Here is a 20,550-nt window from a genome sequence, read left to right as displayed (position 1 = left end):
CGGGATGGCGCACGCGGCGTCCGGCTCTCTCGTGAAGCGGTCGGCCACGCCGCCGCAACCCTCACGAATCCGGATCAGCACCGGCCGTGCACGACCACGTACGCCCGACGATCACGGAAAGATCCGTTGAACGGGTGTACCTGGTCGCACGGGCCCTACCGGCACTCCCATTCGCGCCGCAGGATCGCGTAGACGAACTCGTCCGTCCACTCCCCCTTGAACAGCTCGTTCTCCACCAGGTGGGCCTCACGGCGCATGCCGACGCGCTCCAGCACCCGGGCGGACGCCTCGTTGCGGGTGTCGAGACGGCCGATGATCCGGCGCAGGCCCAGGCCGTCGAAGCCGAGTTCGAGCAGGGCCATGACCGTCTCGGTCGCGTATCCCCTGCCGTGGTGGGCGGGGTGGAAGACGTAGCCGACCTCTCCGCAGCGGTGCTGTTCGCTCACCCAGAACAACATGGCGTCGCCGATCAGCTCGCCGGTCTCGGCCACCTCGACCGCGACGGTGAGCGGCTGGTTCTCCTCGGTCAGCGTCGTCTGCCCGATCCTGGCCTCCAGCGCCTTGGCGGTCTTCTCCAGGTCACCCGGCTCCCAGGGCACGTACCGTGCGACCTCGGGCAGCGACCGGATGACGTGCAGTTCCTCCAGGTCGTCGTGGGTGAAGGGGCGCAGGATCAGACGGGCGGTGCGAATGGGAAAGGCGGGGGAGAAAGGCTTCGGCATCCGGACAGAGTAGGGCAGCGGCCCTGCGATGGGCGACGGTTTTTCCTCCCGGCGTTTCCGCTGTTCAGACGCCTTCTCCGGGCTCCTCCCGGGGACCGTACAGGTCGCGGAGCCCGGCGGCCGTCTCGGTCATCATGGCGCGCAGCTCGGGCGGTTCGAGCACCTCGATGTCCGCGCCCATTCGCAGCAGCAGCCAGTGGGCGTGCCTGGTCGACTCGGTCGGCAGGAGCAGTGTGGTCCAGCCCCGCTCGTCCGGCGGCTCCGCGTCGGCCAGGGCGGTGTCGACGATCTCGGCGCCGACGGCGTAACGGAGCATCTTCGTCGCCTCCGGCGCGACCCGCACCAGGGCGTGCCCGGTGTGCATGCGGGCACGGAACTCGGCCGAGTAGTCCCTCCAGAACGCGGACAGGTCGAAGCCCTCGGGCCGTTCGAAGCGGCTGTCGAGGATCTCGGCGGTCACGATCCGCGACACGCGGTAGGTGCGCGGGCCTCCCCCGTCGGCCGCCGCCACGAGGTACCACGTCCCGCCCTTGAGCACCAGGCCGTACGGCTGGGCCAGCCGTACGACCTCGCGAGGCCCCCAGCGCCGGTAGGTCATGCGGATCGGCCGCTGTTCCCAGACCGCCTCCGCGACGTCGGCCAGGAAAGGGGTCTCGTCGGCGTCGCGGTACCACCCGGGGACGTCCATGTGGAAGCGCTCGCGCATCCGGGTGGCGTGAGAACGCGGCTCCGGCGGCAGTGCGGCGAGCAGCTTCAGCTCGGCGTTCGCCGCGAGCTCCCCCAGGCCCAGTTCCGCCGCGGGCCCCGGCAGCGCCGCGAGGAACAGCGAGGAGGCCTCCTGTGCCGTCAGGCCGTTGAGGCGGGTGCGGTAGCCGTCCAGCAGCTGGTATCCCCCGGCGGGCCCCCGGTCGGCGTAGACCGGCACACCCGCCGACGACAGCGCCTCGACGTCCCGGTAGACCGTGCGGATCGAGACCTCAAGCTCTCCCGCGAGCTCGGTGGCCGTCATCCGCCCCCGGGTCTGCAGAAGCAGCAGCAGTGACAGCAGGCGACTCGCACGCATGCGCACCATTGTCCCGCAGCCGCCCCACAGCGTTCCCCGGCGTCCCCGATGTCCCCCTGTGTCCCCCTGCGTCCCCCGGGCGGGTGCCCCTCCCCCACGTGTCCGGCGAGGACGACCCGCCGGAGCTCACGGCCGGCGTTCCCGCTGCCTGCGGTACGCGGTGAGCATCTGGTTTCCGACGTCGACATAACTTTCGAACAGGCCGATCACGTCCTGGAGCCGCCGTCGCGCGGGACCGGGGCCGACCAGGTCCTCTCCTTCTCGCAGGGCGGCGATCAGGGTCCCGGCGCGCGCGTGGCTGGCCTCCAGCAGGGACGCGATTCCACCGGCGGCCTCGACCAGGAGCCTGCGGCTTCCCGGCTGGGGAATGGTCCTGGCCAGCCCCCAGGAGTCCAGCTGGCGCACGGCGGTGCTCACCGATCCCTTGCTCAGCGAGAGCTCGGCGGCGATCGTGTCCAGGGACTGCGGCTCCTCGCTCACCAGGAGCAGCCCGTAGACGCGGCCGGTGGCGTGCGGCAGGTTCCAGGAGGCCAGCAGGTCACCCACCGAGACGGTGAACGAGTCGCGCTTGTCGGCGTCCATCACCGCTCCTGACGGGTCAGCGTGTCGAGGAACGTCTCGATCGCCGCGTTGACGGCTCGCGGATTGTCCTGGGTGGACATGTGGCCCGCGTCAGGGATGACGATCTCTTCGACACCTTCGGCCTGAGCCCATCTGGGCATGGCCGAGGCGATGTTGCCGGTTCGGTCGTGCAGGCCGCGGATCAGGCACAGCGGAACGGGCGTGCGATAGCCGGGATCGGGGACGACCAGCTCGACGGCGGCCTTCCACACCTGGACGAAGTCCTCCTTGGGCATCTGGGAGAAGGCGCGCCGCGCGTCCGCCCGGGCGGCCGGTGTGACCGCTGAGGCGTTGGCCATCAGCTCCGGGAGACGCCTGGCCGGAAGCGCCAGCAACATCGGCGCGGCCATCTTGAGCAGCACGCGTTCGCCCCAGGACAGCGGCCCGGTGTTCCATGCGGAGTCGATGACGATCAGGGCCCGCGCCAGGTGGCGGTCCCGCCGGACGAGGGCCTGGCCGAGGTTGCCGCCTAGAGACTGGCCTGCCAGCACGGGCCGGTCCAGCGCCAGGTGTTCGATGAGCGCGCGCAGGTCGGCCAGCGCCCGTTCCGCGGTGAACGGGCCGGCGGCCGGTTGGGACAGGCCGTGACCGCGCATGTCCCAGACGACGACGCGAAACCCCCGGACGCGCAGATGTTCGGCCTGGGCGTCGAACATCACGTGGTCGGCCCCGGCGCCGTGCGTGAGGACCACCGGCACCCCTTCACCGCCGCTGTCGCCGTAACGCAGGTCACACCCGTCGAACGACAGCGCATCGGTCATATTTAGCATGTACTAAATATAGCAAATATAGCGATGCCACCCTCGCCGACCACCCGGCGAGGCGTCCGTTCGGGTGAGCGCGTGAAGGGCGCCACCAAACGTCGCCAAGCGCCGCCGAACTCCTCGGCACCGGTTTCCCGTCCGGGACCTCGTACGGCACGGCGGAGGAAATAACGACCGGCGAGGAGGTTGGGCACTTTCACAGCGGGCAAGGGCGAGTAATCAACCCGAGATCCCGACAAGGAGTCACAATGCTCACATTGACGGACACCGCTGCCCAGGTGATCAGGGACCTCAGTTCTCAGGTGGCGGAATCGGAGGACACCGGCGTCCGGATCGCCTCGCAGGCGGACGGCACGGGCTCACTGACACTGTCGGTCGTGAACGGCCCGGAGACGGACGACAAGGTGGTCGAGACGGACGGGGCCCGGATCTTCCTGGACCGGGCGGCCGCCGACATGCTCGACGACAAGGCGCTGGACGCGGACATCGGCGAGGGGGGCTCCGTGGCCTTCCTCGTCACCGAGCAGAACCGCTGACCGCTTCCTGGCCGCCGGGAGGCGCGTCCTGGACGGACGGGCCGCCTCCCGGCGTTCCCCGGAAAAAGGGGGTGCGGACCCGGGAGGGTCCGGGCGCACCGGGGAAGACCACGACGGGATCGGGTGCCACGCCCAGGCGTGGCACCCGATCCGCGGACGCGGCGCCGGTCCCCCGCCGCCCGCGCGTCCCGCTGTGTCACCGGATGAGCGCCCGCCCTGGCACGGTGACTACGGGGTTCGCGCGGCGGAGGGAGACCGCCGCCATGGCGGGACGGCTGGCCGTCCCGCCCACCGGTCCGCGCTGCACCGGCCCCACGGTGCGCCGGCCGGAGTATCCGGCACCGGTGGCCGCGCGCACGCGGACACCGGTCATGACGGGCCGGCGCGTCAGACGCGCTGCCACAGGGCGGGGACGTTCGGCGGCTCCCACCCGGGGTAGGCGGTGTGGCCCTGGATGCAGCGGTAGTTCGAGCCACCGTAGGAGACGACGTCTCCGGCGGCGTAGCTCGTGCCCGCGGCCCAGGTGCCGCCCGGGTTGCTGGTCGGGGTCGGGGTGCTGCTGTTGGTCGGGGTGGGCGTGGGGGTCTGCGGCGTGCCCGTGAAGTTGAGCACGAAGTCGTAGGTCCCCTCCCTGCCCGAGCCGACCGTCTTGACGTTCATCAGCAGACGCGAGTCGTAGATGGTGTCCGTGCTGTTGCGCGGCTCGCCCGGGAAGTACAGCTGCGTGGTCAGGATGCCCCGGCCGGGAGCCTGCACCTTCACGTGGATGTGACGGGTGCGGCCCGGGTACAGACCCGGCACGATCGTGGTCAGCTTGTAGAAGCCCTGCGCGTTGGTGAACTGGTGACCGCGGAAGGTGTAGCCGGAGTTGTCGTAGTTACCGGCGTTGTCCGCCTGCCAGAAGTCCATCAGCGCGTTGGCGACCGGCTGGCAGGAGCGGTTGAACACGTAACCGCTCACGGTCAGCAGCGTTCCGGCGCCGGTCAGCGTGTCGCGCAGCGGGGAACCCGGCTTGAAGTACGGGCCCTCGGTCTGAGCGATCGTGGCGGGGTCGCCGGTGCCGCAGAACGGCGTCGGGTCGAGCAGCTTGCCCTCTTGCTTGGCGTCCCGAGCCAGGGCGGGCACCCCACCCATCAGCAGCGGGATCGGGGCACCTATGATGGCGGCCTTCAGCAGGGTCTTACGGCTGATGCCCCTGGTGTCATTCTCTTCGTCGAATTCCTCGACGGGGGTGTTCTCGGCGTCCACAATGGCCTCCTTGGCCTTCGGGGGGTCGTGCCTGGCCGCTCCTCCCGGCCGCGCACGGCGCCGACGAGGCCGGTGAGGGACCGGCGATGTGCGATGCCGCCACGGGCGGGCCGAACGAACCAGGCAGCCTGGACTGGACCAAAGCTGACACCGTGCGGGAGTGGGTTGAACCCCACAGTTTTCTATAACTTCACGCTATGCACCTTTTTCCAGTAAACGAGCAGGTCAAGGCGTTCGCGGATGATTTTCATCTCGCGCCGCCCGTTTTCGGCCACGGGCGAATTGCTGGAATCGGCGGGTCCGTAATGCCCTGCCGAGCCGTTCGTCCTTCCCTGCTTCTGGCCGCATACAAGGTGTTACGCCTGGAGAGCACACTCTAGACCGTTCCATCCTTCTTGTCGGCGACCCCACGACTCCCGCGGACACGAGAAGAGGCTGGGGGGATCACCCGAAGTGATGGCCATCCGGGGACGGACAGCCCAGACGTGGCGGCGGGGGGACAGATGTGACCGGCACCCGCCACAAGACCCGCCGCCTCCCGGGCACCGTCACCGGGGGACCCGCACGACCCCCGATCCGGACAGGAAAACGGCGGCCCGCGCACTCCCCCAAACGGGATATTGACGCCCCCCAAGACCCGGTTTATCTTTTCTTTAAAGAAACTTTCCTAACCATAAGCGCGCTGACCTGCGACATCATCCTCATCTAATCGCCTTCGACGGCGACTTCGGCGCGCCCCGCCCCGGGGGCCGCCTTCTTGCCCGCCCAGGAAGGCCGCGACCCCGGCGCGGACCGGAAAGGCGGGCGGCACACCTGACGCCCACCCCCCAGGAGTCACGCATGAACGCCAGAAGCCGGGTCTCGGCCGTCTGCGCCACCGCGCTGCTGACCGCCACGATGGTGACCGGTACCGCGACGAGCGCCTCGGCGGCCCCAACGGGTTGCAGCTACCAGATCAACGGCCAGACCGCCAGCAGCTACTGCTCGGGTGGCACGGGCGAGCACCGTGTCTTCGTCCTGCAGAAGCACTTCCTCGCCGAGGTCGGATACATCCCGATCTACAGCGAATGGGCCCCGGCGGGCACGACCTCCTCGACCTGGATCACCGCACACCAGATCGTCTCCGTCCAGGTCCAGACACGCTGAACACCCTCTTTCCGTACGGCCCGCGCCCGTTGGCGGGGCCGTACGGAAGGGGATAGCGAGAACGGATACTTGGTCCTGATAAGCCATCCTGAGTGGTAATTCCACCAGTATGATCAACGCGCTGGCCTTCGCCGACGGAGGAGTCGCGGTGACCAAGTTGGAACGTGTTCCCCCGGGGGTCGATCCGACCGTGCCCAGCTCGGCGCGGGTCTACGACTACCTGCTGGGGGGCAAGGACAACCTCGCGGTCGACCGGACCTTCGCCGAACGGCTGCTCACGGTCGCCCCCGACGCCAGGACGACGGCTAGGGCCAACCGCGACTTCCTGGTCAGAGCGGTCCAGGTCATGGCCGAACAGGGCGTCCGGCAGTTCATCGACCTGGGGACCGGCATCCCGACCTCCCCCAGCGTGCACGAGATCGCGCACGCGACCGACCCGTCTGCCACCGTGGTCTACGTCGACTACGACCCCGTCGTACGGCTGCACGCCGAGGTGCTGCTGGCCGGCGGCAAGAACGTGACGAGCGTCCAGGCCGACGTCCGCAGGCCCGGTGACATCGTCGAGGACCCCGAGGTCACCCGGCTGATCGACTTCTCCGAGCCGGTCGGCCTGGTCATGGTCGCGGTGCTGCACTTCGTCACCGACGAGGAGGACCCGGAGGGCCTCGTCGAGGAGTTCGCCCGGCGGGTGGCGCCGGGCAGCCATCTCGCGCTCTCACACGTCATGGCCGAGAGCACGCCCGCCGCGCGGGCACAGCTGTCCTCGGGAACGGCGAACACCCCCATGCAGGTGACCTTCCGCCCGCACGAGCGGGTCCGCGCGCTCTTCGGCCCGTTCGACCTGCTCGCCCCGGGGCTGGTGCCCGTACAGGACTGGCGCTCCGACGACGACGGGCTGCCGCCGCTGCCCGGCGGGGGACCGTCCAGAATCAGAGTTGACGGAGGGCTCGGCCGTCTGGCGGGGCCTGTGAACAGCGGAGGTGCCCGATGAGAGTCGCCGTCGTCGGAGGGGGACTCGGCGGGCTGACCACCGCCCTGCTGCTGAGCCGGGCGGGGGTCGAGGTGACCGTCTACGAGCAGAGCGGTGAGCTGCGTGAGGTCGGCGCGGGCATCATCGTCGCCCCCAACATGGTGCGCCCCCTGGTCAGGGCCGGGCTCGGCGAACGGCTGGCCGAGTTCGCCGTACGCCTTGAGACCGCCTGGGAGATGCGGCGCTGGCAGGACGGCAGTGTGTTGTTCGCCCAGAAGATGGGGGCGGAGTGCCGCAAGCTGTACGGCGTCGACTGCTATGTCGCCCACCGGGCCGACCTGCTGGCCATGCTGGCCGAGGCGCTGCCCGAGGAGATCGTACGGCTCGACCGGCGGCTGACCGGCCTGCGGCAGGACGAGCGGGAGGTCGAGCTGACCCTCACCGACTCGGCGGGCCGGGAGAGCACGGCCGTCGCGGACGTGGTCGTCGGCGCCGACGGGATCCACTCCACCGTACGGCCCACGGTCGTGACCGAGGCGCCGCCGCGTTTCTCCGGGCTGTGCGCCTACCGGTGCCTGGTCCCCGCCGACGCCGCCCCCTCCCTGATGACCAGGCCGTCTCAGACGATCTGGCTCGGGCCGGGCAGGCACTTCGTGCACTACCCGGTCAGCCGGGGACGGCTGGTCAACGTCGTCGCGGTCGTGCCCGCCGGCGAGTGGCGCGTCGAGTCGTGGACGACGGACGGCCGGCTTGAGGACCTGGCCCGGGAGTTCGAGACGTGGGACCCCCGGCTCGGGGAACTGATCGCCGCCGCGTCGGAGACCAAGCGCTGGGCCATGTACGACCGCGGCCCCCTCGACCGCTGGACCGACGGGCGGGTGACCCTGCTCGGGGACGCCGCCCACGCGATGCTGCCCTTCCTCGGTCAGGGGGCCTGCCAGGCGGTCGAGGACGCCACGGTCCTGGCCGGATGCCTGCGGGAGGCGACGCCGGAGACCGCGGCGCGGGCGCTGCTGCGCTACGAGGAGATCCGCAAGCCGAGAGCCTCCCAGGTGCAGCTCGGCAGCCGGGGGCGCGAGGTGGTCAACCACCTGCCCGACGGTCCCGAACAGCGCAGGCGCGACGAGGGCTTCGCCAAGGGCGACCCGCTGCGGCAGAACGCCTGGCTGTACGGCCACGAGGTCGAGGCCGAACTGGTGCACTGAACCGGTGCGCCGGCGCCCGGCCACGGGAAGGGGGACGGCACCGCGGCCGTCCCCTTTCCTTTTCCGCTCCGTCCCGCAGCCGGCTCAGCCGGTGACCTCGACGCCCTTCCAGAAGGCCACCCGTCCCCTGATCTGGGCGGCCTCCTCCTTCGGGTCCGCGTAGTACCAGGCGGCGTCGGGGTTCTCCGCTCCCTCGACGTGCAGCGTGTAGTAGTTCGCCGTGCCCTTCCAGCCGCAGACGGTGGTGGTCTCCGACGGCCTGAGGTACTCGGAGGAGACGGACTCGATCGGGAAGTAGTGGTTGCCCTCCACGATCACCGTCTCGTCGCTTTCCGCGATGATCTCGCCGTTCCAGCGCGCAGTAGCCATGGGCCAAGGTTCGCACACGCCCTCGCGACGGATCGCGCGGGCCTCGGCCCCGGCGGGCCTCAGTGCCGGAACAGGTCCAGCAGTTCCTCACCCCTGCGGGTACGGACGATCCACACCTCACGGCCCCGCCGTTCGCGGCTGACCAGGCCCGCCGCGACCAGCCGCTCGCAGTGGTAGGTGATCGCGCTGGGCACCATCCCCGCCCCGGCGGCCAGGGCGCTCATCGTGGCGGGCTGGTCCAGGGTGTGCAGCAGCGCCGCGCGCACCGGCCCGATCAGCGCCGTCAGCTCGTCGGCCGCCCGGGGGTTGGGCCCGTGCCACAGCGTCTCGGCTCCGGGGACCGGATAGGCGATCCACACCACCTCGGGGTGGTCCAGCTTCACGATCACGGCGTCACGCCCGGCCAGCATCGGCACCAGGATCATCCTGCGGTCGCCGAGGTCGTACCGGCTCGGCTCCAGGTCCGCGATCAGCAGCCCGTCCTCGCCGTACTGGATCCGCTCGCTCAGGGAGCTCAGCAGTACGTCGAGGCCGCCCCTGACGACGGCGGTGCCGACCCGCTCGACCTCCCGGTCCAGCAGGGACGCGGCTCGCGCCCACACCGGCCCCGTCGCGTCCCACACGTCCCCGAGCGCCGCCGCGTACCCCGCCAGCCAGCGTTTCGGCCGGTCGGCGGCCCAGCGCCAGTGCTCGGGCACCCCCTGCTCGCCGAAGGCCTGTTCGAGGTCGGCGGTCAGCTGCTCCTCGGGTACCGCGCGCAGCAGCTCGGCCTGCGAGGAGACGGAGAAGCCCTCGATCGGGGTCTGGGGCACCACGCTGTCGGGGACGACCGAGTATCCCGGCGCGCCGAGCGGCCTGACCGCCTCACGTGCCTGCGGGCCGACCGACTCCTGGATCACCCGCCGCCACCGCTCGGGCAGCCCCCTCCGTCTGCCCGCCAGCGCGTCGGCGATCACGGCCAGGGCCGTCAGATTCGGCGAGATCGACACCGAGACCCTCGGCGCCGAGGAAACCCGCAGTTCGCTCCACACCCGTGTCCCCGTATCCGCCCCCACCCGGGCAACCCTAGTGACCGACCCTCGGAAACGGCGACATTTCACTAAAGCTGGAAACTTCGGTAAACCGGTCGCACAGAGGGCCTCCCGGACGGCGTTCGAACGGCGGGCGGGTGGTTCACGGTCGGTGCACGGTCGGCTCACGGGTGAGAGGAGCCGGCGCGGGGGCAGGGGCGGGGCATGACACACGCCATCCACCGGACGGCCCGCCCGGGCCGGATTCTGGTCGGTACGGCCTCCTGGACGGACAGGTCGCTGCTGGAGTCGGGCTGGTATCCCGAGGAGGCCTCGACCCCGGCCGCGCGACTGGCCTGGTACGCCTCGCGGTTCCCGATCGTGGAGGTCGACTCCACCTACTACCACCCGCCGTCACTGCGGACCGTGCAGGCCTGGCGGGACCGCACCCCGGCGGGCTTCGTCTTCAACGTCAAGGCGTTCTCCCTGCTCACCGGTCATCCGACCCGCCCCGAGGCGCTCTACAAGGACCTGCGGGACACGCTCGGCGAGGTACCGGAGCGCCTCTATCTGGACGGCGTCGGCCCGCGGGTCGCCGAGGAGGTCTGGCGGCGCTTCCTCGGCGCGCTCACCCCGCTGCACGAGGCGGGCAAGCTGGGCGCCCTGCTGTTCCAGTTCCCGCCGTGGCTGCCCGCCGGGGAGCACGGCAGGCGGCGCGTCCTCGAATGCGCCCGCCGATGCGCGCCGATGCGGATCTGTGTCGAGTTCCGCAACCGGACCTGGATGGAGGGGGCCGGCCGCGCCGCGACCCTGGGCTTCCTCGCCGAGCACGACATCCCCTACGTGTGCGTCGACATGCCCCAGGGACACCCCTCCTCGATCCCTCCGGTGACGGCCGTGACCTCCGACCTCGCCGTGGTCCGCCTGCACGGCCACTCGTCGCGGTGGGTGGGCGGGAACGTCGAGGAGCGTTTCTCCTACCGGTACACCGAGACCGAGCTCAGGCGGTGGGCCTCCCGGATCCTCGCGCTCTCCCGGAGCGCGGAGACGACCCACGTGCTCACCAACGTCTGCTGCGGTGACACCTCGCAGCGCACCGCCGCCCGGCTGGCCGCCCTGATCGAGGAGTCACGGCAGGCCGGGGACGCCGCGCCCTCCTTCCGCGCCGGGGTCCTCACCCACCCCGCCGCGCGGCGCCGCCCCCGCTGAGGGGTACGGCCCCGTTCCCGTGATCCGTCACCTGGCCCCGCGTCTGGGCGCCGTCATCGCCGCCCTGCGCTCGTCGGGACTCGTCCCACCCCACACCCCGTACATCTGGTGGGTGTTCAGGGCGTACTCCAGGCAGCGGTGCTGCACCGGGCAGCGGCGGCACACGGCCTTGGCCTGCTCGTACTGCTCCCGCCCCGGCCCCTCCGTGGAGACGGGGAAGAAGAGTTCGGGGTCCTCGGTGAGACAGAGAGAACGGCGCGACCAGTGGATGATGGGGATGACGTTGCCCTGAAGAGACATAGGCGATCCAATGACGGTGAGGAAGCTCGACGGTTGGCGGCTCGGCTTCTGGATCGCGTGCCCGCAGGAAGTACATTCATACCTTTTCGGGGGAAAAATCGGGGCGTCTTGACCTCGGATTTCCCTGAGAAGCCGCCCGTCAGGGGCACGATCTCCGAACCTCCGCGCTCCTTTCCGCCCGCCGATGACGGCCGCCGGAGGCCGGCGGCCCTCCCGGGCCGTCCGCCGAACGCCCTCAGGGCACCCGTCGGCCCGGCCGTACGACCACGACACGGCCACGACATGGATATGGCACAGGTCACGTTCCACCCGTCTCCCAGCCGGAGCGGGCCACGATCTCCGGCCTCGCACGGCGTACGGGACGCCGCCTGACGCGATCGACGTGGTCGATCTCGTCGGAAATTTCGGGAAATATCCGCGCGCCAATTCCCACAAAGGGCTCGTTTGTCGCGCTTTTACGACATGTCAGTACCAGATACACCGGAGACAGAAAAAAGCGCCATCGATGACATATCACTGTCGTCCCCAAAGGACCAAAACGATCATATTCTATTTTTTGAGATAAACCCTCAGTACTTTACTTTCCAGTTGCTCGACAACGTTGAAATCCAGACCCTCGATGCACAATCATTGTCCCTGGCGATCCGCAGGGAGCCGAAAGGCACTCACGCTGATTCGCCCAGAATTTCCCATTAGTCTCCATGGAGGAATACCATGATCCGTCGCGTTATCGTCGGCGCGGCCGTCGCAAGCGCCCTGGCTGTCGCCGCCATGACGCAGGCCACCGCGGCCTCCGCTGCTACCGACCCCTTCCCGTCGCCCTACCACGTGCCGCCGTTCCACGTCGGCCACGACCAGGACGTCGACGTCACCAGCAGCGAGACCACCTGCTCCACCAACAACCAGGGTCTCGGCCTGCTCCTGGGCCTCGGCCTCGGCCTGAACCTGTGCGACGTCAACATCCCCATCCTCAGCCCTAGCAGCAACAACAACTAGGCGCCTGTGACGGCCGCTCATGTGCACAGCGGGCACCGTCATAGAGGCACGAGGATTCTCACGTAGCACCAACCCCTGACGCGAAGAGTGACTGGCCAGCGCTTTTCTCGTCAGGGGTTTTTCATGCCCCAAGCACGACAAACCGGGCGCGGCACGCCTTTTCATGTCACTTCTCAAACTTGAGACTTGACGGGCATGCCACACCAAAAGGCGATAGCCCAGCTTTCCTCGCAATTCCCGGCAAGCTCGTAAATCACCGATGAGCCCTGCCCTTTCCCTGCAGCAGCGGCCTGGGAAAGACCTCCACCGATGCGGGGCGGGCCCCTGCGGGCGCGGTCTGTATGGTCATGGCCATGACCCTGCGCGTGGTGATCGCCGACGACGAGGACCTGACCCGCACGGGGCTGCGGATCATCATCGACTCCGAACCCGGGCTCACCGTGGTCGGCGAGGCGGCCGACGGCGCCGGGGCCCTGACCGCCGCACACGAACTGCGCCCCGACGTGGTGCTCATGGACGTGCGGATGCCCGCGGTGGACGGCGTCCAGGCCATCCGGCACCTGCTCTCCCTGCCCGAACCCCCCAAGATCATCGTGATCACCACCTTCGGCAACGACGACCTCGTCTACGAGGCGCTGCGAGCCGGGGTGAGCGGCTTCCTGCTCAGACGGACCCGCCCCGACGAACTCGTCCAGGCGATCAGGACCGTGGCCACCGGAGACCGCCTGCTCTTCCCCTCCGCCGTACGCACCCTCGCCGCCCTGCACGGCGACGGCAGGACCGTCCCCGGCATCGGCAGGCTCACCGAACGTGAGGCGGACGTACTGCGCCTGATGGCATGCGGCCTGTCGAACGGTGAGATCGCCGTGGAACTGGCCGTCGGCACGGACGTGATCAGGACGCACGTGAGCGAGGTGCTGTCCAAACTCGACGCCCGCGAACGCCCCCAGGCCGTCATCGCCGCCTACGAGTCGGGCTTCGTCTCCCCCAGGTGACACCGCAGGCTCCGTGAGCCACCCGGCGGGACGCCTCAGATGGGGGAACCGTCGTCCTCGTCGCCCTCCCCCGGCCCCGGCCTGCCACCGCCGCTCTCCGAAGGGGACGGCGAGGGGGTCGGCTGCCCCGGCTCGGTCGTCGCGGGAACCGGCGGCGGAGTCGGCACGAACGTCGTCTGCGGGCGCGGCCTCGGTGGCGGCGCCCCCTCCTCCTGCCTGCGCAGCAGCACCAGCAGCATCACGGCCAGCAGTACCAGCAGCACGGCGAGCGTGGCCGTGGCGAAAAGCACGGAACGACGCGTCTCGACGGGTGGCGGCGCTCCGACCGGCGGCGCGGGCAGCGCGGGCGAGCGATCGCTCACCCAGTGCGGCGCGAAGTCGGGGCCGTGCCGCTCGCCGATCAGTGTGCCGCGCACCAGCACCGGTTCGAGGAAGCGCTCCGCCCCCGCCCTGCCCGGTTCGTACGGCGTCGCCACCCACGGCGCGTCTCCGCCGTCCATCGCCAGAACCTGGGGCATCGTGTCCGCGACCGCCGTACGGCCGCGGGCCGCCCTGACCATCCAGCCCCGCATCCCCGAACGGCTCGCCGCCGCCTCGCGGATGCCGGTGACGAAGCGGTCGCGGGCCGCGGGGTCGTGCGCGGCGCCCCTGGTGAGCACCGCGACCGAGACCTGCCTGCCGTCGGAGCCCTGCCCGAGGTAGACCAGCCCGGCGGGACCGACCCCCAGCCGCGCCCGCAGCACGAAGGGCCCCAGGTGGGGCGGGTCACCGTGCTGAAGCGGACTGGCCACGCCTGCCATGAAAGCACACGGCGCGGACGTCCCCTCGTCCACACGGGCACCGCGTTGTGGGTAGGAACGGGAAATGGGCACCCGACCAGCCGTGCGACCCGGCACTTCATTTGGTGGAATGTCAACATGACCGTCGCGGAAGAACTGCCGAGCGAGACCGACGCCGGACTGCTGCGCGAGGCCCTGGCCGAGGTCCGGCGGGTCATCGTGGGCCAGGAGCACATGGTCGAACGCCTGCTCGTCGCCCTGCTCGCCCGTGGCCACTGCCTGCTGGAGGGCGTGCCCGGGGTGGCCAAGACGCTGGCGGCCTCGACGCTGGCCACCGTCGTCGGCGGTGACTTCGCCCGCATCCAGTTCACCCCCGACCTGGTGCCCAGCGACATCGTGGGAACCCGGGTCTACCATCCCTCCCGCGAGGAGTTCGACGTCGAGCTCGGGCCCGTGTTCGTCAACTTCCTGCTGGCCGACGAGATCAACCGCGCCCCGGCCAAGGTGCAGTCGGCGCTGCTTGAGGTCATGGCCGAGCGCCAGGTGACGCTCGCGGGACGCACCCACCGGCTGCCGAGGCCGTTCATCGTGCTGGCCACCCAGAACCCGATCGAGTCCGAGGGCGTCTACCCGCTGCCCGAGGTCCAGCGCGACCGTTTCCTGTTCAGGATCCGGGTCGCCCACCCCAGCGCCCACGAGGAGCTGGAGATCCTGCACCGGATGAGCGTGACCCCGCCTGAGCCGAGGACCGTGCTCGACCCGGCGCGGCTGATCGCGCTGCAGGCCGCCGCGGAACAGGTGTCGGTGCACCACCTGGTCGCCGACTACGTGGTCCGGCTGGTGATGGCCACCCGCTCCCCCGCCGAGTACGGCCTGGCGGAGCTGGCCGACGACATCGAGATCGGGGTCAGCCCCCGCGCCACCCTCGGCCTGGTCGCCGCAGGCCGTGGCCTGGCCCTGCTGCGGGGCCGCGACTACCTGCTGCCCGACGACGTCCGCGACGTGGCCGCCGACGTGATGTCCCACCGCCTGATGCTCACCTTCGACGCCCTCGCCGACGGGGTGAACCCCGAGGACGTGGTCGGGCGGGTGCTGGCGGCCGTGCCCCCGCCCCTGGTCGTGTGGAACCAGGACTCACGGTGACGGGCGTCACCGGCGCCTCGGAGCGGGCGCTGCGACGGCTCGAACTGACCATCGTCAGACGCCTGGACGGCCTGCTGCACGGCTCCTACCAGGGGTTGCTGCCCGGCCCCGGCGGCGAGTTCGGCGACAGCAGGGTCTACGTCCCCGGTGAGGACGACATCCGCAGGATGGACTGGGCGGTGACCGCCCGCACGACCGTCCCGCACGTGCGCGACCTGATCGCCGACCGGGAGCTGGAGACCTGGGCGCTGGCCGACCTGTCGCCCAGCATGGACTTCGGCACGGACACGATGGAGAAGAGGGACCTGGTGGTCGCCGCAGTCGGTGCGATCGGCTTCCTGACGAGCCGGATCGGCAACCGGTTCGGCGCCTACGTCCTGCACGACGAGTACGTCCACCGGATGCCCGCCAGAGGCGGCAGGCCCGCCCTGTACGGCCTGCTGAACTCCCTGGCCCAGGCGCCCAGGGGCCGTCCCGTCGCGGACGCCCCCGACCTGGCCGAGGCGATCGAGGTGCTGGCCTCGGCGCGGCGGCGGCGCGGCCTGCGGGTGGTGGTCTCCGACTTCCTCGACGCCGCCCCGGTCCTCGATCCCGGCGCCGAGCCGCCCTGGGAACGGCCGATCCGCCGCCTGGCCGCCCGGCACCAGGTGCTGGCCGTCGAGGTGATCGACCCGCGTGAACTCGAACTGCCGCCGGTCGGCCTGGTCACCCTGACCGATCCGGAGACGGGCCGCGCCCGCAGGATCCGCCTGACCGGCAGGGTCCGCGCGGCCTACGCGCGGGCCGCCGCCGCCCAGCGGGAGGCCACCGCGGTGGCGCTGCGGCGCTGCGGGGTCTCGCACCTGGTGCTGCGCACCGACCGCGACTGGGTGGCGGACATCGCCCGCTTCGTCCTGCGGCAGCGGCGCACGGCCCACCTGGCGCACCGGTCCATCGTCCCCGGAGCGGCCAGATGACCTTCCTCTCACCGGCGTGGCTGTGGCTGTTCGCGGTGCTCGCGCTGCTCGTCGCGGGCTATGTGGTCGCCCAGTTCGCCCGGCGGCGCTACGCGGTGCGCTTCACCAACCTGCCGCTGCTGACGCTGGTCGCCCCCTCCGGGCCCGACTGGCGCAGGCACCTGGCTCCGCTGCTGTTCCTGCTGATGATGGGCCTGCTGGTCGTCGGCGCCGCCCGGCCCGCGGACTCCGTACGGGTCCCGCGCGACCGCGCCACGATCATCATCGCGATGGACGTCTCGCTGTCGATGGAGGCCGCCGACGTCCCGCCGAGCAGGCTGAGCGCCGCCAAGGAGGCGGCCCAGCGGTTCGTCAGGGACCTGCCCGAGCGCTTCAACGTCGGCGTCGTCGCCTTCGCCCGTTCGGCCTCGGTCGTGGTCTCCCCCACCACCGACCACCAGGCCGTCGTCACCTCCATCGGCAACCTCACCACCAGGGCCGGCACCGCCATCGGCGAGGCGGTCTTCAGCTCGATCGACTCCCTGCGCTCCTTCGACCAGCAGGCCGTCACCGACCCGCCGCCCGCGGCGATCGTGCTGCTGTCCGACGGCGACAACACCTCGGGCCGCTCGGTCGGCGACGCCATCGACGCCGCGATGAACGCGCGCGTGCCGGTCTCGACCATCGCCTACGGCACCCAGGAGGGCACCGTCTCGATCGACGGCCGCGATGTGAACGTGCCGGTCAACAAGACCACCCTGCAGTCCCTGTCCGAGGGCACCTCGGGACGGGCCTACGAGGCGGAGTCGGGCAGCCAGCTGCGGGAGGTGTACGAGCAGATCGGCACCTCGCTGGGCTACCGCACGGTCAACCAGGAGGTCAGCCAGTGGTTCGTGGTCGCGGCGATCGTGACCGGGCTGCTGGTGGCCGTGACGGCGGGGCTGCTGGGATCACGGCTGCCCTGACCGGGTCTCCACCGTTGGTAACGTTCTACGACGTGGCCCACTACTTCGAGGAGCGTCCCCAGACCGCCAGCCGCCCGGGCTCGGTCACGCTCGTGCTCCCCGACCTGCACCTGAGACTTGAGACCGACAGCGGGGTCTTCTCCCCCGAGCGGGTCGACCAGGGGACCCGCATCCTGCTGGAGAGCGTGCCCGCCCCGCCCGCGACGGGCGACCTGCTCGACCTGGGCTGCGGTTACGGGCCGATCGCGCTGACGATGGCCTCACGCGCCCCTGAGGCGACCGTGTGGGCCGTGGACGTCAACCGCAGGTCGGTTGAGCTCTGTGCGAGGAACGCCCGGACCGCCGCCCTTGACAAAGTAAGGTCGGTGCACGTCGACGAGGTCCCCTCCGAGGTGCGCTTCTCCGCCATCTGGTCCAACCCGGCGATCCGCATCGGCAAGGCCGCGCTGCACGAGATGCTGGCCCGCTGGCTGTCCCGGCTGACCCCGGACGGCCAGGCCCATCTGGTCGTCCAGAAGCACCTGGGCTCCGACTCCCTGCAGCGCTGGCTGAACGATCAGGGCTGGCCCGCCGAGCGCGCCGCCTCCCGCTCCTCCTACCGGATCCTCCGGGTCGGCGCCCGCCCCGCGGACCAGGAGCGGTGAGCGGGCCGATGGGCGAGACGAAGAACGACAACGGACGAGGAACGGTGAACGACCGATGACCGCCAACCCGCGCAGGCAGCTGCGGCCGACCGACGTCAAGCGGCTCAACCGCACCTGGCGCAGGAACACCGGGGGACGCCTGGCCCTGATCGTCGAGTCGGTGACCGGCCCGTTCAACATCGGCTCCATCTTCCGTACGGCCGCCGCGTTCGGTGTGGACCGGATCTGGCTGGCGGGCAACGCCACTCCCCCGACCAACCCGAAGGCGCAGAAGACCGCCCTCGGCACCGACCGCCTGGTCGCCTGGGAGGAGCCGGTCCCCTCGGCGGAGGCGGTGCGGGCGGCCAGGGCCGAGGGGTTCACGGTGGTCGCGATCGAGCTGACCGGCGACGCCGTACCGCTGCACGAGGCCAAGCTGGACGGTGACGTGTGCCTGGTGGTCGGCGGGGAGGACCACGGCTGCTCCCCCGCGCTGCTTGAGGCCGCCGACGCCGTCTGCTACATCCCGCAGGTCGGCCGGGTCGGCTCGCTCAACGTGGCGGTCGCGACCGCCATCGCGGTCGCCGAGGCGCGCCGCAGGGAGTGGGCCGGGCTCCCGGCCGGGGGCGGGGTGACCGGAGGGCAGTGAGCGGCCCGCCGGAGGCGGGTGGTTCCCGAACGTTCAGCTTCCGGCGATGACGGGCCGTGCCCGTAACGGGCATACTCCTGCACGTGCAGCCCCGTTACGCCTTCCTCGACCATCCCGGCCCGCTCGCCTTCGCCCACCGGGGCGGGGCGGCCGAGGGCCGGGAGAACACCCACGCCGCGTTCGCCCGCGCCGTCGAGCTCGGATACACCTACCTGGAGACCGACGCGCACGCCACCTCGGACGGGGTGCTGCTGGCCTTCCACGACCACACCCTGGACCGGGTGACCGACCGGCGGGGCCGCATCGCCGAGTTGCCGTACCGGCTGGTGCGTCAGGCGCGGATCGACGGCGTCGACGAGATCCCGCTCATGGACGACCTGCTGGGCTCCTGGCCCGAGGCGCGCTTCAACATCGACGTCAAGGAGGCCTCGGCCATCGCCCCGCTGGCCGAGGCGATCAGGCGGACCGGCGCCTACGACAGGGTCTGCCTGACGTCCTTCTCCGACGAGCGGCTCGCCCGCGCCCGCGCCGCCGTCGGCAGACCGGTCTGCTCCTCCCTGGGGCCGCGCGGGGTCGCGGCCCTGCGCGCCGCGGCCACCACCTCGGGCTACGGCCGCCTGCTGGCCCGGCTGGCCCGCGCGGGCGTGCCGTGCGCGCAGGTCCCGCTGGGCTTTCGCGGGCTGCGCGTCACCACGCCCGCGCTGGTGCGCACCGCGCACGCCCTCGGCATGCAGATCCACGTGTGGACCGTCAACGACCCCCGGGAGATGGAGCGCCTGCTCGACCTGGGGGTGGACGGTGTGATGACCGACAACATCTCCGGCCTGCGCGAGGTGCTCCAGGCCCGAGGGCAGTGGCACCCCGGCGCCGCCTGACCCCTCTCTCCGTGAGCGCACGACCCCCGTCCCCCCGTGAGCAAAGGACGCCCATGACCGCAGGACAGGCCGTCGAGGAATCCCCCCTCGCCCGCCGCAGGCAGCAGCGCGGCTGGTACTTCTACGACTGGGCGAACTCCGCCTTCAACTCCACCGTGCTGACCGTCTTCCTCGGCCCCTATCTGACGACGATCGCCGAGAACGCCGCCGGGGGCAGGCCGTACGTGCCGGTGCTCTGGTTCGACGTACGGCCCAGCGCCTACTACTCCTTCGTGGTCGGGGCGGCGGCCGTCCTGCAGATCATCCTGATGCCCGTGGCCGGGGCCCTGGCCGACCACACCGGGCGCAAGAAGGAGCTCATGGGGTTGTTCGCCTACGTCGGCGCCGGGGCCACGGTCGGCATGTGGTTCGTCTCCGACGGGAGATACCTGCTGGGCGGGGCGCTGTTCATCGTGGCCAGCCTGGGGTTCTCGACGGCGTTCGTCGTCTACAACTCGTTCCTGCCGGAGATCTCGACCGCCGACGAACGCGACCGGGTCTCGGCGCGCGGCTGGGGCTTCGGCTACCTCGGCGGCGGCCTGCTGCTGGCCCTCAACCTGGCGCTCTTCCTGGGGCACGAGACCCTCGGCGTCTCCGAGACCGACGCCGTGCGCATCTGCCTGGCCTCGGCGGGCCTGTGGTGGGCGGGGTTCACGATCATCCCGATGCTGAGGCTGCGCAACCCGGGATCGGCGGCCGGGGCGCACGGCACGGTCGTCACGGGCAGTTTCAGGCAGCTGGGCCGTACGCTCGCGGAGCTGCGCAGGTATCCGCTGACGCTGGCCTTCCTGGTGGCCTACCTGATCTACAACGACGGCGTGCAGACCGTCATCTCCTTCTCGGCCACCTACGCCGACAAGGAGCTGGGGCTGAGCCAGACCTCGCGGATCGCGGCGATCCTGATGGTGCAGTTCGTCGCCTTCGGCGGCGCCCTGCTGCTGGGCAGGCTGGCCTCCTCCTACGGGGCCAAGCGGGTCGTGATGAGCGCGCTGGTCGCCTGGATGGCCGTGGTCGGCGTGGCCTACTTCCTGCCGAGGGGCTCGGCGCTGCCGTTCTTCGCGCTGGCCTTCGCGATCGCGATCGTGATGGGCGGCACCCAGGCCCTGTCGCGTTCGTTGTTCTCCCATGTGATCCCGGCGGGCAAGGAGGCCGAGTACTACAGTCTCTACGAGATCAGCGACAAGGGTTCGACGTTTCTCGGTTCCTTCGCCCTGGGCGTGGCCCTGCAGCTGACCGACAGCTACCGGCTCGGCGTGCTGTCGTTGCTGGTGTTCTTCCTGGTCGGCCTGGTGGCGCTGGGAGCGATCAACCTGCCGAAGGCGATCAGGGCCGCGGGCAACAGGGTTCCCGAGCGCATCTGAGCGGCCCGAGAACGGCTCTCTCCGCAG

23 protein-coding genes are annotated in these 20,550 nt (G+C 70.8%); 14 read left to right on the top strand and 9 right to left on the bottom strand.

Annotation, left to right across the window (positions count from 1 at the left end; all coding sequences use genetic code 11):
* Window positions 1-155: 155 nt before the first annotated feature.
* From ABZ470_RS16330 to ABZ470_RS16315, 4 genes are all read right to left on the bottom strand, one after another.
* Window positions 156-722 carry a GNAT family protein gene (locus tag ABZ470_RS16330; protein ID WP_352013296.1) on the bottom strand — a complete coding sequence of 189 codons (567 nt, stop codon included), beginning with the start codon at window positions 720-722 and terminating at the stop codon, window positions 156-158.
* A 64-nt stretch (window positions 723-786) separates the two neighbouring features.
* A complete protein-coding gene (locus ABZ470_RS16325; RefSeq protein ID WP_362911862.1) occupies window positions 787-1,785 on the bottom strand; it encodes a YafY family protein in 999 nt (332 codons plus the stop codon).
* A 126-nt stretch (window positions 1,786-1,911) separates the two neighbouring features.
* The gene (locus ABZ470_RS16320) at window positions 1,912-2,367 is read right to left on the bottom strand and encodes a transcriptional regulator (protein WP_362783896.1); all 456 of its coding nucleotides are present in this window, start codon (window positions 2,365-2,367) and stop codon (window positions 1,912-1,914) included.
* The gene (locus ABZ470_RS16315; RefSeq protein ID WP_362911861.1) at window positions 2,367-3,167 is read right to left on the bottom strand and encodes an alpha/beta hydrolase; all 801 of its coding nucleotides are present in this window, start codon (window positions 3,165-3,167) and stop codon (window positions 2,367-2,369) included. The genes ABZ470_RS16320 and ABZ470_RS16315 overlap by 1 nt, the downstream gene beginning before the upstream one ends.
* Before the next feature lie 251 nt (window positions 3,168-3,418).
* Between ABZ470_RS16315 and ABZ470_RS16310 the strand changes: the two genes are divergently transcribed.
* The gene (locus ABZ470_RS16310) at window positions 3,419-3,706 is read left to right on the top strand and encodes a Fe-S cluster assembly protein HesB (protein ID WP_352013292.1); all 288 of its coding nucleotides are present in this window, start codon (window positions 3,419-3,421) and stop codon (window positions 3,704-3,706) included.
* A 387-nt stretch (window positions 3,707-4,093) separates the two neighbouring features.
* Here ABZ470_RS16310 and ABZ470_RS16305 read toward each other — a convergent pair whose 3' ends face one another.
* Window positions 4,094-4,954, bottom strand: coding sequence for a carbohydrate-binding protein (locus ABZ470_RS16305; RefSeq protein WP_362911860.1), 861 nt, complete (start codon window positions 4,952-4,954; stop codon window positions 4,094-4,096).
* Between the two features lie 840 nt (window positions 4,955-5,794).
* On the opposite strand from ABZ470_RS16305, the gene ABZ470_RS16300 reads away from it, so the two are divergent.
* The 3 genes from ABZ470_RS16300 (at window position 5,795) to ABZ470_RS16290 (ending at window position 8,275) form a co-directional block, all read left to right on the top strand.
* Complete coding sequence (locus ABZ470_RS16300) at window positions 5,795-6,100, top strand: hypothetical protein (RefSeq protein ID WP_352013290.1); 306 nt, start codon at window positions 5,795-5,797, stop codon at window positions 6,098-6,100.
* 148 nt (window positions 6,101-6,248) lie between these two features.
* Window positions 6,249-7,091, top strand: a complete 843-nt coding sequence (locus ABZ470_RS16295) for an SAM-dependent methyltransferase (protein WP_352013289.1) — start codon at window positions 6,249-6,251, stop codon at window positions 7,089-7,091.
* Window positions 7,088-8,275, top strand: a complete 1,188-nt coding sequence (locus ABZ470_RS16290; protein ID WP_352013288.1) for an FAD-dependent monooxygenase — start codon at window positions 7,088-7,090, stop codon at window positions 8,273-8,275. Before ABZ470_RS16295 ends, ABZ470_RS16290 begins: the two co-directional genes overlap by 4 nt.
* 84 nt (window positions 8,276-8,359) lie before the next feature.
* On the opposite strand, the gene ABZ470_RS16285 is transcribed toward ABZ470_RS16290, so the two are convergent.
* The gene (locus tag ABZ470_RS16285; RefSeq protein WP_352013287.1) at window positions 8,360-8,644 is read right to left on the bottom strand and encodes a DUF427 domain-containing protein; all 285 of its coding nucleotides are present in this window, start codon (window positions 8,642-8,644) and stop codon (window positions 8,360-8,362) included.
* Between the two features lie 59 nt (window positions 8,645-8,703).
* A complete protein-coding gene (locus ABZ470_RS16280; protein WP_362911859.1) occupies window positions 8,704-9,699 on the bottom strand; it encodes a winged helix-turn-helix domain-containing protein in 996 nt (331 codons plus the stop codon).
* Window positions 9,700-9,879: 180 nt separating this feature from the next.
* Here ABZ470_RS16280 and ABZ470_RS16275 point away from each other — a divergent pair, with 180 nt between their 5' ends.
* Complete coding sequence (locus ABZ470_RS16275) at window positions 9,880-10,863, top strand: DUF72 domain-containing protein (protein WP_362911858.1); 984 nt, start codon at window positions 9,880-9,882, stop codon at window positions 10,861-10,863.
* A 27-nt stretch (window positions 10,864-10,890) separates the two neighbouring features.
* Here the strand turns inward: ABZ470_RS16275 and ABZ470_RS16270 are convergent, their stop codons facing one another.
* Window positions 10,891-11,163 (bottom strand): WhiB family transcriptional regulator, encoded by a 273-nt coding sequence (locus tag ABZ470_RS16270; RefSeq protein WP_352013284.1) that lies wholly within the window; start codon window positions 11,161-11,163, stop codon window positions 10,891-10,893.
* 714 nt (window positions 11,164-11,877) lie between these two features.
* On the opposite strand from ABZ470_RS16270, the gene ABZ470_RS16265 reads away from it, so the two are divergent.
* Both ABZ470_RS16265 and ABZ470_RS16260 read left to right on the top strand, forming a co-directional pair.
* Entirely contained in the window at window positions 11,878-12,159 is a 282-nt protein-coding gene (locus ABZ470_RS16265) for a hypothetical protein (protein ID WP_352013283.1), read from the top strand.
* 353 nt (window positions 12,160-12,512) lie between these two features.
* Window positions 12,513-13,154, top strand: coding sequence for a response regulator transcription factor (locus ABZ470_RS16260; RefSeq protein WP_362911857.1), 642 nt, complete (start codon window positions 12,513-12,515; stop codon window positions 13,152-13,154).
* 35 nt (window positions 13,155-13,189) lie between these two features.
* Here the strand turns inward: ABZ470_RS16260 and ABZ470_RS16255 are convergent, their stop codons facing one another.
* Complete coding sequence (locus ABZ470_RS16255; RefSeq protein WP_352013281.1) at window positions 13,190-13,954, bottom strand: hypothetical protein; 765 nt, start codon at window positions 13,952-13,954, stop codon at window positions 13,190-13,192.
* A 117-nt stretch (window positions 13,955-14,071) separates the two neighbouring features.
* Between ABZ470_RS16255 and ABZ470_RS16250 the strand changes: the two genes are divergently transcribed.
* The 7 genes from ABZ470_RS16250 (at window position 14,072) to ABZ470_RS16220 (ending at window position 20,523) form a co-directional block, all read left to right on the top strand.
* Window positions 14,072-15,076 carry a MoxR family ATPase gene (locus tag ABZ470_RS16250; RefSeq protein WP_352013280.1) on the top strand — a complete coding sequence of 335 codons (1,005 nt, stop codon included), beginning with the start codon at window positions 14,072-14,074 and terminating at the stop codon, window positions 15,074-15,076.
* The gene (locus tag ABZ470_RS16245; RefSeq protein WP_362783874.1) at window positions 15,073-16,032 is read left to right on the top strand and encodes a DUF58 domain-containing protein; all 960 of its coding nucleotides are present in this window, start codon (window positions 15,073-15,075) and stop codon (window positions 16,030-16,032) included. The genes ABZ470_RS16250 and ABZ470_RS16245 overlap by 4 nt, the downstream gene beginning before the upstream one ends.
* Window positions 16,029-16,976: a VWA domain-containing protein gene (locus tag ABZ470_RS16240; protein WP_352013278.1), complete on the top strand. Its 948-nt coding sequence runs from the start codon at window positions 16,029-16,031 to the stop codon at window positions 16,974-16,976. The genes ABZ470_RS16245 and ABZ470_RS16240 overlap by 4 nt, the downstream gene beginning before the upstream one ends.
* A gap of 32 nt (window positions 16,977-17,008) precedes the next feature.
* Window positions 17,009-17,620, top strand: coding sequence for a methyltransferase (locus ABZ470_RS16235; RefSeq protein WP_362783870.1), 612 nt, complete (start codon window positions 17,009-17,011; stop codon window positions 17,618-17,620).
* A gap of 55 nt (window positions 17,621-17,675) precedes the next feature.
* Entirely contained in the window at window positions 17,676-18,248 is a 573-nt protein-coding gene (locus ABZ470_RS16230) for a TrmH family RNA methyltransferase (RefSeq protein ID WP_362911856.1), read from the top strand.
* 83 nt (window positions 18,249-18,331) lie between these two features.
* Window positions 18,332-19,123: a glycerophosphodiester phosphodiesterase gene (locus ABZ470_RS16225; protein WP_352013275.1), complete on the top strand. Its 792-nt coding sequence runs from the start codon at window positions 18,332-18,334 to the stop codon at window positions 19,121-19,123.
* A 53-nt stretch (window positions 19,124-19,176) separates the two neighbouring features.
* Entirely contained in the window at window positions 19,177-20,523 is a 1,347-nt protein-coding gene (locus ABZ470_RS16220) for an MFS transporter (RefSeq protein ID WP_362911855.1), read from the top strand.
* Window positions 20,524-20,550: the final 27 nt, after the last annotated feature.

Source organism: Streptosporangium sp. NPDC020072 (assembly GCF_040631445.1).
Lineage (GTDB): Bacteria > Actinomycetota > Actinomycetes > Streptosporangiales > Streptosporangiaceae > Streptosporangium.
This window is presented reverse-complemented; position numbering and strand designations above follow the sequence as displayed.

Bases quoted from the DNA above. Each gene is read 5' to 3' on its own strand.
- ABZ470_RS16255 (WP_352013281.1), bottom strand. From the start codon at position 13,954: ATGGCAGGCGTGGCCAGTCCGCTTCAGCACGGTGACCCGCCCCACCTG.
- ABZ470_RS16285 (WP_352013287.1), bottom strand. From the start codon at position 8,644: ATGGCTACTGCGCGCTGGAACGGCGAGATCATCGCGGAAAGCGACGAG.
- ABZ470_RS16250 (WP_352013280.1), top strand. From the start codon at position 14,072: ATGACCGTCGCGGAAGAACTGCCGAGCGAGACCGACGCCGGACTGCTG.
- ABZ470_RS16275 (WP_362911858.1), top strand. From the start codon at position 9,880: ATGACACACGCCATCCACCGGACGGCCCGCCCGGGCCGGATTCTGGTC.
- ABZ470_RS16300 (WP_352013290.1), top strand. From the start codon at position 5,795: ATGAACGCCAGAAGCCGGGTCTCGGCCGTCTGCGCCACCGCGCTGCTG.
- ABZ470_RS16315 (WP_362911861.1), bottom strand. From the start codon at position 3,167: ATGACCGATGCGCTGTCGTTCGACGGGTGTGACCTGCGTTACGGCGAC.
- ABZ470_RS16310 (WP_352013292.1), top strand. From the start codon at position 3,419: ATGCTCACATTGACGGACACCGCTGCCCAGGTGATCAGGGACCTCAGT.
- ABZ470_RS16330 (WP_352013296.1), bottom strand. From the start codon at position 722: ATGCCGAAGCCTTTCTCCCCCGCCTTTCCCATTCGCACCGCCCGTCTG.
- ABZ470_RS16220 (WP_362911855.1), top strand. From the start codon at position 19,177: ATGACCGCAGGACAGGCCGTCGAGGAATCCCCCCTCGCCCGCCGCAGG.
- ABZ470_RS16325 (WP_362911862.1), bottom strand. From the start codon at position 1,785: ATGCGTGCGAGTCGCCTGCTGTCACTGCTGCTGCTTCTGCAGACCCGG.
- ABZ470_RS16265 (WP_352013283.1), top strand. From the start codon at position 11,878: ATGATCCGTCGCGTTATCGTCGGCGCGGCCGTCGCAAGCGCCCTGGCT.
- ABZ470_RS16240 (WP_352013278.1), top strand. From the start codon at position 16,029: ATGACCTTCCTCTCACCGGCGTGGCTGTGGCTGTTCGCGGTGCTCGCG.
- ABZ470_RS16230 (WP_362911856.1), top strand. From the start codon at position 17,676: ATGACCGCCAACCCGCGCAGGCAGCTGCGGCCGACCGACGTCAAGCGG.
- ABZ470_RS16260 (WP_362911857.1), top strand. From the start codon at position 12,513: ATGACCCTGCGCGTGGTGATCGCCGACGACGAGGACCTGACCCGCACG.
- ABZ470_RS16290 (WP_352013288.1), top strand. From the start codon at position 7,088: ATGAGAGTCGCCGTCGTCGGAGGGGGACTCGGCGGGCTGACCACCGCC.
- ABZ470_RS16270 (WP_352013284.1), bottom strand. From the start codon at position 11,163: ATGTCTCTTCAGGGCAACGTCATCCCCATCATCCACTGGTCGCGCCGT.
- ABZ470_RS16320 (WP_362783896.1), bottom strand. From the start codon at position 2,367: ATGGACGCCGACAAGCGCGACTCGTTCACCGTCTCGGTGGGTGACCTG.